Source organism: Flavobacterium sp. Flavsp81, from assembly GCF_059491325.1.
Genome location: NZ_CP168505.1, coordinates 2502655 through 2521568 on the forward strand (window position 1 = coordinate 2502655; position 18914 = coordinate 2521568).

At 33.1% G+C, this 18914-nt stretch carries 20 protein-coding genes and 1 riboswitch; of the genes, 16 read left to right on the top strand and 4 right to left on the bottom strand.

Annotated features, from left to right (window positions below):
• Positions 1-145: 145 nt before the first annotated feature.
• From ACEN92_RS10320 to ACEN92_RS10330, 3 genes are all read right to left on the bottom strand, one after another.
• Entirely contained in the window at positions 146-922 is a 777-nt protein-coding gene (locus ACEN92_RS10320) for an ABC transporter ATP-binding protein (protein WP_495642269.1), read from the bottom strand.
• Between the two features lie 139 nt (positions 923-1061).
• Positions 1062-2090, bottom strand: coding sequence for an iron chelate uptake ABC transporter family permease subunit (locus tag ACEN92_RS10325; protein WP_495642270.1), 1029 nt, complete (start codon positions 2088-2090; stop codon positions 1062-1064).
• Between the two features lies 1 nt (position 2091).
• Positions 2092-3234, bottom strand: a complete 1143-nt coding sequence (locus ACEN92_RS10330; RefSeq protein WP_495642271.1) for an ABC transporter substrate-binding protein — start codon at positions 3232-3234, stop codon at positions 2092-2094.
• A 173-nt stretch (positions 3235-3407) separates the two neighbouring features.
• Here ACEN92_RS10330 and ACEN92_RS10335 point away from each other — a divergent pair, with 173 nt between their 5' ends.
• From ACEN92_RS10335 to ACEN92_RS10375, 9 genes are all read left to right on the top strand, one after another.
• A complete protein-coding gene (locus ACEN92_RS10335) occupies positions 3408-3770 on the top strand; it encodes a C1orf53 family protein (RefSeq protein WP_495642272.1) in 363 nt (120 codons plus the stop codon).
• A 106-nt stretch (positions 3771-3876) separates the two neighbouring features.
• Entirely contained in the window at positions 3877-4386 is a 510-nt protein-coding gene (gene cobU, locus ACEN92_RS10340) for a bifunctional adenosylcobinamide kinase/adenosylcobinamide-phosphate guanylyltransferase (protein ID WP_495642273.1), read from the top strand.
• Positions 4387-4556: 170 nt separating this feature from the next.
• Positions 4557-6236, top strand: coding sequence for a nicotinate-nucleotide--dimethylbenzimidazole phosphoribosyltransferase (gene cobT / locus ACEN92_RS10345; RefSeq protein WP_495642274.1), 1680 nt, complete (start codon positions 4557-4559; stop codon positions 6234-6236).
• 21 nt (positions 6237-6257) lie between these two features.
• Positions 6258-6695, top strand: a complete 438-nt coding sequence (gene tnpA / locus ACEN92_RS10350) for an IS200/IS605 family transposase (RefSeq protein ID WP_495642275.1) — start codon at positions 6258-6260, stop codon at positions 6693-6695.
• Between the two features lie 294 nt (positions 6696-6989).
• On the top strand, positions 6990-7787 hold the full coding sequence (locus tag ACEN92_RS10355) for an adenosylcobinamide-GDP ribazoletransferase (protein ID WP_495642276.1): 798 nt from the start codon (positions 6990-6992) through the stop codon (positions 7785-7787).
• Positions 7772-8308, top strand: a complete 537-nt coding sequence (cobC, locus tag ACEN92_RS10360; protein WP_495642277.1) for an alpha-ribazole phosphatase — start codon at positions 7772-7774, stop codon at positions 8306-8308. Before ACEN92_RS10355 ends, cobC begins: the two co-directional genes overlap by 16 nt.
• Positions 8309-8375: 67 nt before the next feature.
• A riboswitch (cobalamin riboswitch) is annotated at positions 8376-8608 on the top strand.
• Positions 8609-8635: 27 nt separating this feature from the next.
• Entirely contained in the window at positions 8636-10489 is a 1854-nt protein-coding gene (locus ACEN92_RS10365; RefSeq protein WP_495642278.1) for a TonB-dependent receptor plug domain-containing protein, read from the top strand.
• Positions 10490-10493: 4 nt separating this feature from the next.
• Positions 10494-11537 (top strand): YncE family protein, encoded by a 1044-nt coding sequence (locus ACEN92_RS10370; RefSeq protein ID WP_495642279.1) that lies wholly within the window; start codon positions 10494-10496, stop codon positions 11535-11537.
• 52 nt (positions 11538-11589) lie between these two features.
• Positions 11590-12552, top strand: a complete 963-nt coding sequence (locus ACEN92_RS10375; RefSeq protein WP_495642280.1) for a T9SS type A sorting domain-containing protein — start codon at positions 11590-11592, stop codon at positions 12550-12552.
• A 133-nt stretch (positions 12553-12685) separates the two neighbouring features.
• On the opposite strand, the gene ACEN92_RS10380 is transcribed toward ACEN92_RS10375, so the two are convergent.
• Complete coding sequence (locus ACEN92_RS10380) at positions 12686-14155, bottom strand: GFO_1087 family putative carboxy terminal peptidase (protein ID WP_495642281.1); 1470 nt, start codon at positions 14153-14155, stop codon at positions 12686-12688.
• Positions 14156-14313: 158 nt separating this feature from the next.
• On the opposite strand from ACEN92_RS10380, the gene ACEN92_RS10385 reads away from it, so the two are divergent.
• The 7 genes from ACEN92_RS10385 to ACEN92_RS10415 all read left to right on the top strand — a co-directional run bounded on the left by ACEN92_RS10385 (position 14314) and on the right by ACEN92_RS10415 (position 18900).
• Entirely contained in the window at positions 14314-14823 is a 510-nt protein-coding gene (locus ACEN92_RS10385) for a GFO_1088 family ECF-type sigma factor (RefSeq protein ID WP_495642282.1), read from the top strand.
• Positions 14810-15298: a PG0215 family putative anti-sigma factor gene (locus ACEN92_RS10390; RefSeq protein ID WP_495642283.1), complete on the top strand. Its 489-nt coding sequence runs from the start codon at positions 14810-14812 to the stop codon at positions 15296-15298. Before ACEN92_RS10385 ends, ACEN92_RS10390 begins: the two co-directional genes overlap by 14 nt.
• Positions 15299-15314: 16 nt before the next feature.
• On the top strand, positions 15315-15842 hold the full coding sequence (locus tag ACEN92_RS10395; RefSeq protein WP_495642284.1) for a GFO_1090 family protein: 528 nt from the start codon (positions 15315-15317) through the stop codon (positions 15840-15842).
• Position 15843: 1 nt separating this feature from the next.
• A complete protein-coding gene (locus ACEN92_RS10400; protein ID WP_495642285.1) occupies positions 15844-16380 on the top strand; it encodes a GFO_1091 family lipoprotein in 537 nt (178 codons plus the stop codon).
• Between the two features lie 152 nt (positions 16381-16532).
• On the top strand, positions 16533-17207 hold the full coding sequence (locus ACEN92_RS10405) for a TIGR02117 family protein (protein ID WP_495642286.1): 675 nt from the start codon (positions 16533-16535) through the stop codon (positions 17205-17207).
• A gap of 15 nt (positions 17208-17222) precedes the next feature.
• Entirely contained in the window at positions 17223-17621 is a 399-nt protein-coding gene (gene yiaA, locus ACEN92_RS10410; RefSeq protein WP_007804543.1) for an inner membrane protein YiaA, read from the top strand.
• Between the two features lie 223 nt (positions 17622-17844).
• Positions 17845-18900, top strand: a complete 1056-nt coding sequence (locus ACEN92_RS10415; protein WP_495642287.1) for a T9SS type A sorting domain-containing protein — start codon at positions 17845-17847, stop codon at positions 18898-18900.
• Positions 18901-18914: the final 14 nt, after the last annotated feature.

Below are 18914 nucleotides of genomic sequence, written 5' to 3' on the forward strand. Positions count from 1 at the left end.
ATTTTGGAAATCTAGCAGGAAGGCTAAAATTCTTTTGAATATTATGTCCTAGCCCTGATGGGAGGGAAAATCCTTTTGCTTTTTTCTTTAAAAAGCAAAAGATTGGAAGGAACAGCAGGAATTAGCTCCTTAAAACAACTACAATCTAAGTAATTACAAACTTTCCTTTTTCTGCATCAAAAACAATATGTTCATCCTTGAACAACGTGTCAAAACTTCCTTTTGAAATTAAATTGCATGGTTCATCCTGAACAACCATTTCTGGTGTCATAATAATCATTTCATCACTTAATTGTATCGCCAGATCGATATCGTGAGTTGAAAATAATATACATTTTTGAGTTTCCTGAGTTAGCTTTTTCAACAATTTAAAAAGTGAAACTTTATGCAATAAATCAAGATGCGTTGTGGGTTCATCAAGAATAATTAACGGAGTATCTTGCGCCAGGGCACGGGCGATTAAAACTTTTTGTAATTGTCCGTCGCTTATTTCAAAATGCTTTTTTTTGGCTAAATGATTAATCTGAGTAAGTTCTAAAGCTTCTTTTACCTTTATGATATCTTCCGACGTTAAAGTCCCAATCCAATTGGTATATGGCTGGCGGCCTAAAGCGACCAATTCAAAAACAGAAAGATTACTTGACGGTAATTTTTCAGTTAAAACCAAACTTAAATTTTGAGCTAAATCTAAAGGTTTATAGGTATTTATATTTTTATCATTCAGAAAAACATTTCCGGATAATGGCTGCTGAATTCCGGTAATGGTTCTCAATAAAGTTGATTTCCCAATTCCGTTTGCTCCTATCAAAGAAATTAGTTTCCCTGATGTCAGATTCAAATTCAGGTTTTCGGCAATAGTCACAGTTGTTTTGCCTGACTTGTAGCCAATATTTAAATTTGAAGTGGAGAGAATTGTTTTCATTTTATACTGATATTCTTTTTGTTTCTAACACATAGAAGCATAGGTTCTTTCTTTTTCCTTTGTCACTTACACAGATTTATAGATTTTTTTTCAATATTTAAAAATCATTTTAATCTAATAATTGCGACAAAAAAACAATTTACGTAAAATTTCTTTTTCTGACCAACAACCAAATTACTACAGGTGCCCCAATAATCGAGGTAATGGCATTTATTGGAAGTGTAACATCAAATCCCGGCATTTCGGAAACTATATCACAAAACAGCATAATTATGGCTCCAAAAAATAAAGTGCTCCAAAACAAAACAGTATGATTACTGGTATGAAAAGTAAGTTTAGCAATATGCGGAACCGCCAATCCTACAAACGCTATCGGGCCCGCGAAAGCGGTGATACTTCCTGCTAATATACTTGTTGCAAATATGATAATCAATCTGGCTCTTTTGAAATTCAGTCCCATACTTTTTGCATAATTTTCGCCTAAAAGTAATGCATTTAAAGGTTTTATACTGCCCGCACTTAAAAGCAAACCAAAACATACACAAATTAATAAAACCAAAATTGAATTCCATGAAAGGTTCCCAAGGCTTCCTAATGACCAAAAAGTAAATTTCTGAAGTTGTTCAGCGGTACTAAAATAGGTTAAAACACTAACAATTGCAGTAGTAAAACTCCCGAACATCAATCCGACAATCAGGATTGCCATGGTGTCACGTAATTTTTGCGAAACCAATAAAACCAGCAGTAAAACCAACGTACTTCCTAAGGTAGAAGCCAAAACAATTCCGTATGGAGATAAAGCAATGATTTTTAAAAAGGAAGGCAAAAAACCGGCTCCTAAAATCACAAATGCTACTCCTAAACTTGCCCCAGAACTTAATCCCAAAACATAAGGCCCCGCGAGTGGATTGCGGAATAAAGTCTGCATCAGCAATCCGCTAATCGACAATCCTGTCCCTACTAAAACGGCTGTAATTGCTTTTGGCAATCGATAATTTATGATAATATATTCCCAAGTCGATTTACTTACCTGACCACCTGTCAAACTGGTGTAAACTTCTTTGAATGGAATTGCAACCGAACCTAAGCTAATGCTTGCAAAAAACATCAAAACCAGGCCCAGGCCAAGTAAAAGGAATAATATAGTGTTTCGTTTTTTATTTGTCAATTTAGTTCAGTTTAGTGGCAAAAGTAAATTCGTAACCCGGCAATAAATCCGGGTGAAAAATCTTGATATAATCTTTTAAAACCAAATCCGGGCGGCTTGGAGATAATTCATAATAAATTGTTCCGCCTGTTGTGCCTAATTTACCTTCGAAAGTATAAATTGTTTTGTTTTTAAAAGCATCAAACTCACTGTAATGCGGATTCATTTTTGCAAATTCATCCAATGACTTTACTGAACCTGTAGCAATCCAAAAATTAGCAGTTTTAGCCTTGTCGAGGACTTTTTCGAAAGACAATCCTTCGCTTCCGGTTCCTTTTAAATCTGCCCATAAATAATTAGCCCTGGCATCTTTCATAAATTGAGCAACCCAGCTATTTCCTTTTGCAACATACCATACATCTTCGTACATAGAACCGTATAAAACTGTGGAAGTTGCTTGTTTTGTAGAAACCATTTTTTTGGCCTGTTCATAGCTCAAAACAATTTTATCAAACAATTCCTTTGCTTTATCTTCTTTACCAAATAAAGCTCCGTAAAGCTTAATCCATTCAGCCTTTCCTAATGGTGATTGTTCCATCCAATCGGCCTGGATAAAAACATTAAGCCCGCTTTTTTTCAAATTATCCAGCATCGGATTGTTATTGTCTACACCAAAAGTAACAATCAGATCCGGTGACAATTCGATAAGCTGTTCGATGTTTAATTTTTCGTTTTGACCAACATTTTTAATAACTCCCATATCGATCAATTTTCTGGTTTTTTCCGAAGATACATAATCGGTATGGGGAAAACCAGTCAATTTATCTTCGACATCCAGCATTTCAAGAAACGGAATATTTGTGGTTGAGGTAACAACAACAGACTCCAAAGGAACTTTTATTGTACTGTATTTTTGTAAACTATCAGGAACTTTGGCGTCTTTTTCCTTTAAAATATATGTGAAATTTTTATTCGCATTTGGCCATGGATTTGTAACTGTCACTACTGAATATCCTTCATGTTTTACAATAGAAAGTCCGGAGGCATACTCAATACTGTTTTGGGGAATTTCAGTTTTGGCAATCTCTGTTGTTTCATTTTTTTTGCATCCGGTCAGAAGAAAAAAAGATAAAATAAAAATAATTTGAGAAAATAAATGTTTCATATGCAGGTTATATAGTTCCAAAGAAATGGCATTGTTATTGTTTTACTGAATCTGTTTTTGAATTATTGCGTATTCAAATTTTGTATTTTTCAGCAATGGCAAAGATAACGCAATTTCTATTTTTTTTATTTACCTTTATTCTTACAAAATTAAACAAATACTATTTTTAAATTATGAATCCCATAAAAATAAAAATTTGTTCAAGTTGTCAATCTGCTTTTAGCTGCGGAGATATTTCTGTTGAAAACAAATGCTGGTGCAATGATTTTCCACCTATTTTTAATCTTTCAGAAGGACCGGATTGCCTTTGTCCTGCTTGCTTTAAAGAAGCATGTGTAGACAAAATTGATGCTTATGTAGAAACCCTTACTCCCAAAAAAGCTTTAAAAAATAAAGCAATATCTTTACCCAAAACCGAAAAACTAATTGAAGACATTGACTATTACATTGAAAACGGCAATTATGTTTTTAAATCCTGGTTTCATTTAAAAAGAGGCAGTTGCTGCGGAAATGAATGCAGACATTGCCCTTACTAAGGTTATGAGTTAGAAGTTTTGAGTTATTACTTGTTGTCCATTAATACATTTAGTAACTTTCAACCGAACCCTTAACTTATACCCCCTAACATATAACTTACCCAAAATGATCTATCTAATTACCGGCGGCGAACGATCCGGAAAAAGCAGTTATGCCCAAAACCTGGCCCTACAACTTTCCAACGCTCCCATATATGTGGCAACGGCCAGAAAATGGGATGATGATTTCCAGAAAAGAATTGACAGACATCAGGAAGAACGCGACGAACGATGGACCAATATTGAAAAGGAAAAAAATCTAAGTGAAATTAATTTTACCGGAAAAACAGCTTTAATTGATTGTGTTACGCTTTGGCTGACGAACTTTTTTGTCGATCATAAAAATGATGTTTCATTATCTCTGGAAGAAGCAAAAGCTGAGTTTGAAAAAATGGCAAGCCAACCCAATACAACTTTAATAATTGTTACCAATGAAATTGGAATGGGTGTTCACGCCGAGACTCATATTGGCAGAAAATTTACTGAACTGCAAGGCTGGATGAATCAGTTTCTGGCCTCAAAAGCAGATGAAGTCGTTTTGATGGTTTCCGGGATTCCTCTCAAAATAAAAGGCTAGCAAATTTCAATGGCAAAAATCAATGACAATTACAATGTCAAAAATCAATTTAAAAATCTAAATCCTTAAATTCCAAATTTCAATATTGGCGTAGTATCTTTACATAAAGCTTTAACATTGATATTGCAATTGAATTTTGCAATTGATATTTGTAATTGACATTGAAACTTATGAGTTATTTAGATGATATTTTAAAATCACGCCGTGATACCCGGCATTTTACAACGGATGAAGTACCGGATAAAGTGATCCGGATAGCTTTGCAGGCTGGACACTGGGCGCCTTCGGTTGGGCTGACGGATGCTACCAAATATTACATTATTAAATCGGCAGAAGTTAAAAGTGCTATTAAAAAACTGCTTTTGGGTTATAATGAAAAAGCGGCATTGCTGACAGATAATCCGGAACAGAAAGAACATTATAAATCACTAAAACTAGAGGCAATAGAAGAAGCTCCGATTGGACTTATTATTGCCTATGACCGATCAGTTCTGAATCAATTTACGATTGGGACTGTTGGCAGTAACGAAGCGGTTAAATTTAGTTCTGTTTGTGCTGCACAAAATATCTGGCTTTCGCTTACCGAGCAAGGTTATGGGATGGGCTGGATTTCGATTTTGAATTATTATCAGTTCAAAAAAATACTTGATCTACCTGAAAACATTGAACCTTTGGGTTATTTCTGCATCGGAAAACCTGCTACCAATTACGATAATCAACCGATGCTTCAGCAATTAGACTGGAAACAAAAATCTGAATCTCCGGATTGTGTCGAAATTAAAAACGTGGTTAAAAGCGAGATTCGGGATATTCAAATAAACTTTGAATCTCAAACTCAAAACGAAATAAATTTTAATTTGCTTTTACAGGAAAAAATAGATTCTAAAACTAAACCAGTTGGTGCATTAGGCGTTTTGGAAACTTTAGCTTTTCAGATGGGAAGTGTTTTTAAAACTTTAAATCCAAAAATAAAAAATCCGAATATTGTCGTCTTTGCTGCGGACCACGGAATTGCGAATCATGGCGTGAGTGCCTACCCGCAGGATGTTACCAGACAAATGGTCACTAATTTCCTGGAAGGTGGTGCTGCAATAAATGTTTTTTGCAGACAAAACAATATTCAGTTATCTATTGTTGATGCCGGAGTGAATTATGATTTTCCGACTAATGCAAAATTAATTAATGCCAAAATTGCCAAAGGAACCCAATCTTTTTTGCACGCTCCTGCAATGAGTGAAACCGAATTACAATTGTGCTTCGAAAAAGGAAAAGCTATTATAGAAAATATTGCCAAAACAGATTGTAATTGTATAGGTTTTGGCGAAATGGGAATCGGAAATACCTCAACAGCTTCAGTATTAATGAGTGTTTTAACCGGTATCCCAATTGAAGAATGCGTTGGAAAAGGAACGGGCGTTGAAGATGAAAAACTGATTCAGAAACAAAATTTACTAAAAAAAGCAATTGATAATTATTCCGGTCAAGCCGAAATACTACAGCAACTAGCTTATTTTGGAGGTTTTGAAATTCTACAAATGGCAAGCGGAATGTTAACTGCTTACGACCATAAAATGCTGATTTTAGTTGATGGTTTTATTTGTAGCACTGCCTTCTTAATTGCTTCAAAAATAAACCCTGACATTATTAAAAGTGCTGTTTTCTGTCATGTTTCTGCTGAACAGGCACATCAAAAACTATTAAATTATCTGAATGCAAAACCAATTTTAAATTTAGATTTGCGTCTTGGTGAAGGTACCGGATGTGCAATTGCTTTTCCTATTTTGAAATCAGCAGAAGCTTTTTTGGATGAAATGGCTACTTTTGAAAATGCAGGGGTAAGTAAAAAATAGTTTTAATTAATATTGAATTATATGCCGTTAATAAAAGTTTACATCCATTTTGTCTGGAGTACAAAAAATAGAATTCCTTTTTTGCATACACAAGAATTACGTCTTAAAGTTTGGAATCACATTAAAGAAAATGCAAAAGAAAAAGGAATTTATGTTGACTTTATAAATGGATATTCAGACCATTGTCATTGTCTCATTTCATTGGGTACAGATCAAAATATTCAAAAAATCATGCAATTAATCAAAGGCGAATCTTCTTTTTGGATTAATAAAAATAAATTAACTAAAGAAAAATTTGAATGGCAAGATGAATATTTTGCTATTTCAGTTTCAGAATCTATCATTGATAAAGTTAGAGATTATATTAAAAATCAGGAAATTCATCATACAACAAAAACTTTTCAGGAAGAATATGATGAAATTATTAGCAAATTTGGATTTCATAAAACATTTAAGTAAACAGAGTTTGGCTAAAGCCATTTTTAATTTCAATCTTATAACCTCCAGATAAATCTGGAGGCAATTCAATAATCTTACTCAATGCTTTATAGATAATTCTAATTTGTATTTTGTTATATTTTTGGTATTCCAGCATTAAAAAAGGTGTCAAATTATTTCAAGAGAGTTCATTAAAAAATATTACTTTCAAAAAAGTATAGACATTCTAAATATTGAATTGCCAACATCTTTAGATGTTGGAATACTTAATACAATCAAACTGGCTTTAGCCAAATAATTACAAAACCGTTTTAAATGAAAAAAGAATTACATATTTTCTTCACTGCTTTAATGTTTTACACCAGAATTCCATGTCCAAAAAACATCAATCATAATCCGGATTATTTGAATAAAGCAACACGTTATTTTCCTTTGATTGGATGGATTGTTGGCAGTATTTCTTTTTTGGCTTTTTATGTTTCTTCACTTTTTCTATCAATAGAAAGTGCCGTAATCCTGGCAATCATTGCTTCAATACTAACAACGGGAGCTTTTCATGAAGATGGTTTTGCAGATGTCTGCGATGGCTTTGGCGGGGGCTGGACCAAAGAAAAAATTCTGCTGATCATGAAAGACAGTGCAATTGGTGCTTATGGGGCGATTGGTTTGGTATTGCTTTTTCTATTGAAATTTAAATTGCTTTCAGAGTCTGTTTTGCTTTTTCAAATTAATGATTCAATTGCTGTTTTTCAAATTTTCCTGTTGTTTATTTCAGCTCATGCCTTAAGTCGTTTAGCCGCAATTTCAATTATTTTTACACATGAATATTCACGGGATGATGCTACCAGCAAAAGCAAACCTATTGCGAAAAGCAACACATGGAAAGAAATTTTTGGTGCTTTTTTCTTTGGATTAATTCCTTTGCTGACACTCTCCTATTTCAAATACCAATTTATTTTAGCTTTAATTCCGGTTTTCATAACAAGATATTTTTTAGCCCGTTATTTTCAAAAATGGATTGATGGATATACAGGAGATTGTTTAGGCGCAACACAACAAGTCTGCGAAGTCGTTTATTATTTAAGCCTTCTTTTTGTATGGAAATTTATTTAGTCCGCCATACCAAAACAGTCTGCGAAAAAGGTATTTGTTACGGGCAATCTGATGTTGGACTGGCTGAACCTTTTGAACTTATTTTTGAGAATATTATTTCGCAATTGCCTTCAGAAGCCATTATTTTTTCAAGTCCGTTGCAGCGCTGTGTAATTTTAGCAAAATACATTCAAAATAAAATTAAAACTATTTCTTACCGGGAAGACGAAAGATTAATGGAAATGAATTTTGGCGATTGGGAAATGAAAAACTGGAATAATATTCCACCTGAACAACTCAATCCATGGATGGAAGATTTTGTAAATATTTGTGCTTTCAACGGAGAATCTTTTGTTGAATTGCATAAAAGGACAGGTACTTTTTTATCCGAACAAATTTCAAAAAAAACAGACAAACCAATTGTTATCATTACTCATGCCGGTACCATCAGAAGCTTTTTATGCCACCATACTTTATTACCATTAAAAAATGCTTTCCAAAATAAAGTTGATTTTGGCCAGGTGATCAAAATAAATTTTTAAGCCCTCTTCTGTTTAGAAATTCTCTTAAAAAGTAAAACAAATTTGAATTTTATATATTTTTAACTTTATCTTTGCACTCGATTAAGGTTGTGTTTTAATTTTAAAAACACATTAAAAGGGAATCAAGTAACTGATTTTAAGTATTTTAAATTCAAAAATCTTGAGCTGTACCCGCAACTGTAAGCTTAGTTCTGTAACCGGAATGCTTGTTGTTAACTACAAAACCACTGTTCGCTTGACGAATGGGAAGGTAAACAACAAGACGCAAGCCAGGAGACCTGCCTTTATAACAAATATCGAACTCTCGGGAAAAAGAGTGTAGAAATTATGACTTTAAAAAAACGTTTTACTTTTTGCTTTCTGTTATTGTGCCAGATTATTTTGGCGCAGAATGACTCTGTTACAAAATTAAAAGAGGTTGTAGTTTCTGATAACAATCTTAAGAAATACTCCAACTCACAGTCGGTTTTGAAGCTTAATGACTCAATTATCAATAAAAACGAGGCTTTATTAACTGATTTGTTAAAATATAATTCATCGATTTATTTTAAGGAATACAGCCGCGGAATGCTTTCTACGGTTTCATTCAGAGGAACTACTTCTTCTCAAACTGCTGTAATCTGGAATGGTATCAATATCAATTCACAAATGAACGGAAGTACTGATTTTAATACAATTTCAGGTTCCGATTATAATTCTGTTAGTGTAAAAGCAGGCGGAGGAAGTGTAATTTATGGAAGTGGTGCCGTGGGAGGAACCGTACACTTAAATAATGATATGACTTTTTATGACCGTTTTGAAAATAATTTAAAATTAGATTACGGAAGTTTCAATACTATTGGAATTAATTATAAAACCAATATTTCTAACAGGAAATGGAGCGCTCAAATCGGGTTTTCAAAAAACAGTTCTACAAACGATTATAAATATTTGAACAGATATACCTGGAAAGGTGAACAGCGATGGAATCAAAATGGTCAATACGATCTCATAACACTAAATGCTAATCTGGGCTATAAATTTGATGCTAAAAATAGTTTGAAATTTTATAGCCAGACATCAAACACGGACCGAAATACATCTCTGGTCACTGAAACTGACACTAAAAGTAAATATGTAAATGGTTTCAACCGTAATTTATTAGACTACAATGGTAATTTTGGAAAGTTTACAGCCAACTTTAAAACCGCTTATATATTTGAAAATTACCAATATTACGCCGATAATACCCGAAAAGATTATTCATACGGAAAAACTGAAAGCCTGATTACAAAACTCGATCTGGGCTATACACTTTTTAAATCAACACAATTAAACGGTATTATAGATTATAACCGAACCAAGGGTTTCGGATCCGGTTTTGGAAACCATATCAGAGAAATCAGTTCTGCCGCTTTATTAATAAAACAAGACTTTTCATCAGATTGGAAAAATGAATTGGGTATCCGAAAAGAATTTACAAACAATTATAAATCGCCTGTATTATTTTCCATAGGTTCTTCGTATCAGTTCAGTCAGTTATATAATTTGAAATTGAATATATCCCGAAATTTCAGGATTCCAACCTTCAATGATTTGTATTGGGAAGAAGGCGGCAACCTGGATTTAAAGCCTGAGAGTTCATATCAGGCAGAAATCGGAAACGTTTTTACATTCAAAACCATTTCGCTTACACAGACGTTTTATTACATGAAAATAAAAGATTTATTACAATGGGTTCCGGGTAAAAATGGGATTTGGTCACCAAAAAACCAAGATAAAGTTAACAGTTATGGAGCAGAAACTTTATTAAGCTGGAAAAAACATTTTGGCAAAAATTATCTTGCTGTAAACATGACTTATGCTTACACAATTTCAGAAGATGAAAAAACTAAAAACCAGCTTTTCTTTGTCCCATACAATAAAGTTACCGGGGCTGTTTCTTATTCAAGAAATAAAATTTCAGCTTATTATCAATTTTTATACAATGGTTTTGTGTATACCAGAGCAGATAATAATCCTGACGAAATAATAAACGATTACATGATCTCAAATCTGGGTATCGATTATGATTTTAAATTTTTAGACTCTCTCAAACTTGGCTTTCAAATTTTAAATGTCTTTAATGAAGAGTATGAAAGCTTAGAAGACAGACCTATGCCAGGTCGCAATTTTAATATGTATTTAACCTTAAAATTTTAATATTATGAAAATTACCAAATTGTTTTTAATAGCGCTTAGCGTTTCTCTGTTTGTTTCCTGCTCTAATGATGAAAGTGATAATGAACCAAAAGGAGTTTATGACAATGGTTTTTTTATTTTGAATGAAGGAAGTGCCGGACAAGGAACTGTTTCGTTCTCAAGCGATGATTTTAGCAGTTTCACAAAAGATGTTTACACTGCGGCTAACGCAAATGATTTACTTGGAAAATATGCACAAAACATCTTTTTTGACGGCGACAGAGCGTATATCATTGCAGGATCAAACGTGATTAATGTTGTAAACAGATATACTTTCAAGTTAATTGCTAAAATTGAAAGCGGACTTGTAAACCCAAGATATGGTGTTGTAAAAGATGGAAAAGCATACGTAACCAATGCAAATACTTATGCATATCAAAATGCTGAAACCGGTAATACTGACGATTATGTTGCCGTAATTAATTTAACGACAAACATTGTTGAATCTAAAATCGAATTGAACGCTACAGCAAATAGAATCGTATTAGAAGGTGAGAAATTATACATTACCGAACCATACAATAGTGAGAAGTTGTTAGTTGTTAATATTGCGAATAAAGCATTGGAAACTCCAATAACTATTGGTTCATCTGCTGATACCATGGAAGAAGAAGATGGCACATTATATATTTTAAGAAATCCTTATGGAGACAGAAGCGAAATAGTAAAAGTGAAATTATCTGACAAAACAACTTCTAAAATCACATTCCCGGAATCACTGGACGGAAATGGATATTTAGACATTTACAACAACCAAATTTACTATACTGTATCAAACTCAGTTTATAGTATTAATATAAATGCAACATCTGCTTCTAGTACACCAATTATGACTGCGTCATCTGTTGCTAATTTATATGGGTTCGCTGTTAATAATGACCGTATTTATATTACTGATAGCGGGGATTATAAAGCTGACAGCAAAGCTTACATCTATAGTTTAAACGGAACATTACAAAAAGAATTAACCGTTGGTGTAGGGCCAAATGGTTTTTACTTTAATGACTAAAAAATATTTAAAGCCCTTATAATTTTATGAGGGCTTTCTCTAAATCAAATTTATGATAAAAAAATTACTTTTAAGTTCACTGCTTATTTCATCAATAATTACGGCACAATCCTATGCCCCTCCTGCCGGACAGGCTGGCAGCACGGCAATAATAAAAAGCAGTTCAGTTTTCATAGGTTGGGCAACAGGAGTTACTGTTGTAAGAGGTCCACAGGATATTGCAAATCCTACTGGTCCTTTGGCTTCATCCGGTAGTCCAAATGATGCATTAGGGGGAACAGGTACGGGCGTGGTTTCCTTAGGTGACGGAGGAAGTGCTACTGTAACTTTTGGTACACCAATTGCCAATGGTCCCGGATTTGATTTTGCAGTTTTTGAGAACGGGTTCTCGGATACGTTTTTAGAATTAGGTTTTGTAGAAGTGAGTTCTGACGGAATTAACTTTTTCAGATTCCCTTCTCATAGCGAAACGCAAACAACAACTCAGATTGGTGGTTTTGGAGCGGTTGACTGCAGGTATATAAATAATCTTGCCGGGAAATACAGAGCTAATTATGGAACTCCATTTGATTTATCTGATCTTCCTGATAATGCTTTATTAGACAAAGATAATATTACTCATGTGAAAATAATTGACGCAATAGGAACCATTAATCCCTTATATGCTTCTCATGACAGTTACGGAAATATTGTTAATGAATTATACTCTACTCCTTATGCAACAGGAGGATTTGATTTAAACGCAGTTGGTGTAATTAACATCAAAACGTTAGATGATAAAGACTTTGATAAAAATACTGCAAGCCTGTATCCAAATCCTGCATCGGATGTTGTATATATTAATAGTGAAGAAGAAAGTGCTGTAGTAATTTATGATATTTCCGGAAAAATTATTAAAACGTTTCCTAAAGCAAATCATAAAGAAATTACTGTTTCTGATTTAAACTCAGCTATTTATTTATTTGAAGTAACAATTCAGAACAAAAAATCAACTACAAGAATACTTGTGAATTAATTTATCCTTAAACGGAAACGGCAAAATGAATTTGTTTGCAGTAAATACAAATGATTCCTTTTTTACAATTAGTTTTATTTTTGGAAATTTAAAAAGGCTTTCAGTATTGAAAGCCTTTTTTTTAAATAGATTTTTAACGTTTCCAGAATTCTTTTGGAGCACTTTCCAAATACATTTCTTTTCCAAAACGGCGCATTGATTTCGAATCTGTAAAATATGGCAAAATCTGTCCTTTATCATTTTGGATTCTTTTTGCCGTAGTCCCTGTAATTTTAGAAATTGCAAGGTTTAATAAAGGTTCAGATGCATCACCTAAAACACCATAAGTGCTTACATATTCAAATTGCTCATAATTAGGCACTAACCCTTGTGTATAATCCCCAAAATCAGCAGCATTTGTAATTTTAAAAACTAAAGGCTGCATTGCGTACTTATGAGTCGGGTTTACATTGTTTTTTGTTAAAGATTCGGAATCATAAACAGTAAAAGAACCAACATTCTTACCTACCGTAGTTTCACCGATCTGAATCACGTTAATATATGGCTTTAAGCCATTAATAATGATTTCGCTTGCTGATGCTGTATTATCAGTTGTTATCACATATACTGTGCTCAAATTTAAACTGTTTACTGCAGCTCCGTCAAAAGTATTTACGAATCTTTCATTTAAAGATTCCAGATCTTCACTGGACAAATCTTTCATCAGTTTAGTATTATACTGTCTTTTAGAAAATATTTGGCCGGTAAACTGGCCGGTAATCATACTGGCCAAACGGGTTGAAGATCTAACTGACCCTCCTCCGTTATAACGCAAATCCAAAATAAAATCAGTAATCCCGGCTGCTTTTAATTGTCCAAAAGCCTGATTCAAATCATCATCATAATCTCCATAAAAGCCATTATACATTAAATATCCTATTTTATGACTTCCTGAAGTTATGGTTTTAGTAATTAAAACCGGATTCTCTTCCAAAGTAGTTTTAGTTAACGCAACCGATTTACCATTTAAAACGAAAGAACTTCCGTTATAGGTCGCTAAATTAAGCGTATAACTATCTGAATTTAAAAGTAAAGCTTCATAATTTGAAATCGTAAGTGGTGTTCCATTCACGCTCGTAAACAAATCTCCACGTTTAATATCTTTACCTGAAGCATCAGAATTAGGAATTATGTAACGTATGTACCCAACTAAATTACTCGATCCTGAAGCTTGTCTGCTCAGTCTAAAATCAATACCGCTATTTTTTGTAATTCCGTTTAATTCCTGTTCCAAAACAGTATAGTCGTCTACAATCCAGCTAAAACGATCAATTGCGTCACCATTTGGATATTTACTCTCTGGTTTATTTAGCAAATCTTCAAATAAATCTTCCGGTTTTGAATATCCTTTCAAAAAAGAATCCAATGCGCCCTGGTTAGCAAAACGATTATCGGCTAAATTAGGCACATCAGCCTGCCATAAATAAACTTCATTCAATCCTCTCCAGATAAAATTATTTATTTGCAGATTCGGTGAGGCAGCAACATCATCCTTGTCATCACAAGATTGTAAACTAAATGCCGCTAAAAATAATAAAACCAGGCTTCTTGATATCCTTTTCATAAAAATTTGATTTCCATATATTAACGTAAAAATAGTACTTTAGTTTTAACAGAAATCAGTTTATTGTTTTTTTTTAATAAAAAAATTCAACCTTAATTGTAACAAAAATAATAGTACCTCGTCTTGACTATATAAGCTAACGAAATAATCTTTGCTTTATGAATCAAATTGTATTTATAGAATTAATAAATCCTTTTAAAGACAAAGTTTTTCGTCTGGCAAAAAGATTATTGACCAGTACTGAAGAAGCAGAAGATGCAACTCAGGAAGTACTAGTTAAATTATGGAACAAAAAAGAAAATCTGGATACTTATAATAATGTTGAAGCCCTTGCAATGACAATGACCAAAAATTATTGTCTGGATCAGTTAAAATCAAAAAGAGCAGGAAACCTTCAAATTGTGCATAACAATTTCACAGACAGGGAACCCCAATCAGATAAAAAATTAGAAGACACGGATAGTTTACAATGGGTAGAAAAAATAATGAGCCAGCTTCCGGAACAGCAACAAATCTTAATTCAGTTACGCGATGTTGAACAATATGAATTTGATGAAATTGCGAAAATTGTGAACATGAATGAAACTGCTATTCGGGTAGCACTTTCCAGAGCGAGAAAAAAAATACGGGAATCAATGATTAATACACATGGTTATGGAATTAAATAAAATAGAGAATCTATTAGAAAAATACTTTCAGGGAGAAACTTCTATTGCTGAGGAAAATGAATTAAAAGAATACTTTTCTTCATCAAATGTTGCGCAGCATTTGGAGCAATATCAGCCAATTTTCGGTTATTTCTCTCAGGTAAAAGGACAAAAATCGACGCAGGAACTCGAGAACCTCGTTCGAACAGGTGAAGCAATTCCACTACAAACTAAAAAACGAAATGTAGCGTGGTTATCAATTGCGGCATCTGCTGTTGTTTTACTGGGAATCGGAACCTATTTTTATATTAGCGAAAAAAATGCGGCTCCAGTTGCAGCGCAATCAGAATTAGGAACCTTTGACAATCCTGAAAAAGCCTTTGCCGAAACGCAAAAAGCTTTGGCCCTATTGTCTAATAATGTAAATGTAGGTATCGAAAGTGTACAATACATTGAAGAATACGAACAATCAAAAAACAAAATTTTTAAACAGTAATTAAATCGTAATTAAGATGAAAAATTTCATTATAACACTAGTTTTCGCCTTTGCTTCCCACGCGTTTTATGCACAAGGAGCTTTTGACAAATTTGATGGTCAGGACGATGTAACATCAGTCATTGTAAACAAAAAAATGTTTGACATAATGAGTAAGGTAAAAGTTGATCCTTCTGACAAGGAAACACAACAATATATGAATCTTATCAAAAAACTGGATAACTTAAAAGTATTTACCACCAAAAATGCAAAAGTTGAAGCCGACATGAAACTTTCTGCTGATAAATACATTAACAGCGCCAATTTAGAAGAGCTGATGCGTATTAATGATGGTGGAAAAAACGTAAAAATATACGTTAAATCAGGAGCCAGTGATACTAAAATAAAAGAGTTATTTATGTTTATTGATGGTGCAAAAAATGACGATACTGTTTTATTGTCCTTAACAGGAAACTTTGATTTAAACGAAATTGCAGTCCTGACAGACAAAATGAAACTTCCCGGAGGTACAGATCTAAAAAAAGCCTCAAAAGGTAAAAAATAACATGAAAGCCAGTATTTTTACTTCAGCACTTTTAGTATTATTAACTTTAATAAGTTGTAATTCTGAGCCTTCATTGCAAAAATATTTTGTAGAAAACACAGATAATAAAGATTTTATCGCTCTCGATATTTCTCCTGATATTTTGAATTTGGATAAAGCAAAATTATCAACAGAACAAAATGATGCTTTAAAATCATTCGATAAAATGAATATTTTAGCTTTCAAAGCCAATGCCAAAAATCAGGCACAATTTGAAACTGAAAGAGCTAAAGTGAAAGCTATTCTAAAAAATCCAAAGTACCAGGAATTAATGAAAGTTGGTTCCGGTAAAGATGGTGCATCAATAAGTTATGTTGGTACCGATGAAAATATCGAAGAGTTTGTAGTTTTTGCCAATAGAAAAGAAAATGGTTTTGCAGTTGTCCGGGTTTTAGGAAAAGACATGAACCCGAATAACATCATGACTTTAATGACAGTTTTAAAAGAATCGAAAATTGACATGGAACAGTTAAAACCGCTGCAACAATTAATTAAATAACAATAACTTACTTTAAAGCAAAAAAAGCCTCAATGATGAGGCTTTTTTTATTACTGATTTAAAGAGATTTTCTTTATAATTTTAGCCTGATAATTTTGCTGTGAATATAATTTAAGTAAATTTGATAAAAATCAATTATCAATAAATTCAACTTGAAAAAAACATTCAAAATTCTTCTAAAATCAATCTTGCTCTTTTTAGGATTTATTTTATTATACGTCATATTAGCTTACACACTTTCAAAAATTACAGTTGATAAAGAAACCAACACAAAACCTGAAGTCGAAATTTTCATCCTTACAAATGGCGTTCACACAGATATTGTAATGCCTGTCAAAAATGATCAGGTTGACTGGAGTGAGCAAATTCAGTTTAAAAACACAAAAGCCGCAGACTCAACCTATAAATATATTGCTTTGGGCTGGGGAGATAAAGGTTTTTATTTAGAAACACCAAATTGGTCAGATCTTAAAGCTTCAGTTGCCTTTAAAGCTGCAACCGGATTAAGCACAACAGCTATTCACACGACTTATTACAAACAAATGAAATTAGGTGATGATTGCAAGTCAATGATGATCAGCAAAGCACAATATAATCGTTTGATTAACTATATCAATAACAGTTTTCAAAAAGGGACTTCAGGCAATTTCCTGCCTATAAAAACAGATGCCAATTATGGTAAGACGGATGCTTTTTACGAAGCAAACGGAAGCTATAGTTTGTTTCAGACTTGCAATACCTGGGCGAATAGCGGTCTAAAAGCCAGCGGACAAAAATGTTGTTTCTGGACAGCTACAGATTCCGGAATTTTTTCGAAATACAAATAAAATTAATATAAAAACATGGTACAAAAAACGTCGAATGCCTTTATTGCGGCATCTTGGGTAGCTCTTGGAGCTGGAACAATCGGATTTATAGTTGGACTTGCCAGAGCCGAAATGTTACTAAACGAAAAAGGATATTATTTTACCGTTTTAATGTTTGGCCTTTTTGCTGTAGTCTCATTACAAAAAAGCGTTAGAGACAGATTAGAAAACCTCCCTGTAACCGATATTTATTATGGCATTTGCTGGTTCGGAACCCTTTTATCAATTGTATTATTAACCGTGGGGCTTTGGAATGCTACTATTTTACCAAGTGAAAAAGGTTTTTATGCTTTTGCCTTTTTATTAGCGTTGTTTGGTGCTATTTCGGTTCAAAAAAACACGAGAGATAATATGTCTTTCAGTCAAAACGAATAAAAATTACAAAGATTTAACAAAATTATTTAAAGCAAGCTCCATAATCTGGAGCTTTTTTATTTCAAAATTTTATTTATTATACTTCCTTTTTAAGGCAACTTAAATAAAAACCCTAAAATTTTAATTTTTTAGTAAAAATAAAAAATAGAGGTGCATTTTCTTATAAAAAATAGAGCTTCACAAATGAAAAATATATCTTTGAATAACATAAAAAATCAAATAAATGAAAAAAATTTTACTCTTTGCCTTATTGTCCACATTTAGCATCAATGCACAAACTATTACCGATTATGTAACAGGATTAGGCGTTCCAACAGGAATTGCATTTGATGGTTCAGGAAATTTATACGTTGCAGATTATAATGCTTATAAAGTAACTAAAATTACTCCAAGCCTTACACAAACTACTTTTATTAGCTCCCTAAATGCTTCCCCACAACAGATTGCTTTTGATGCCAGTGGAAATCTTTGGATAGCTGGATCTGGTAATTTTGGTAACGAAATTGCGACAGCAACAGCAGCCGGAGTTGTAACTTCTTATACTGCCACAAACAGTCCTTATGGAATTGCTGTTGATGCCGCTGGAAATGTATATTATTCAGAAGCTAATTCCGGAGATATTAAAAAAAGAAGTACAGCCGGAGTGACTACTACTTTTGCAACTGGTTTTACTACGCCAAACGGCTTGGCCTTTGATCCATCAGGTAATTTAATTGTGGCTGACAAACTTGACGGTGCAATTAAAAAAATAACTCCTGCGGGTGTAGTTAGTAGTTTAATTACTGGAATGAACAGTCCAACAAATCTTGTATATGCGCCAAATGGAGATTTATATATTTCAACAGGATCTCAAAGTAGAATTTTTCGTTTTCCTGCAGGAAGTGTAGATGGAGACCAATATCAATATGTTAGATTTGCTTCACCTAATTATGATACGGCTGGGCAAATGGCAATTTACAATGGCGCACTATACGTTAGCACGGGTTCCAGTACTAAAAAAATAATTAAAATTACAGATCCTGTTTTAGGATTAGAAGATATAACAAGTCCTACAAATGAAGATCTGGCTGTTTATCCTAATCCTGCAACAGATTATTTGTATATCGAAAATAATAAAACTGATTTAGAAACAGTTGAGTTATTTGATATGACAGGAAGATTAGTTAAGAACTTCAAATCATCAGATATCAAAGACAATAAAATTATTTTACCGAATTTAACTGCTGGAAATTATATTTTAAAAGCTAATAATGTATCTAAAAAGATAATCGTAAAATAACCATTGAAATTATT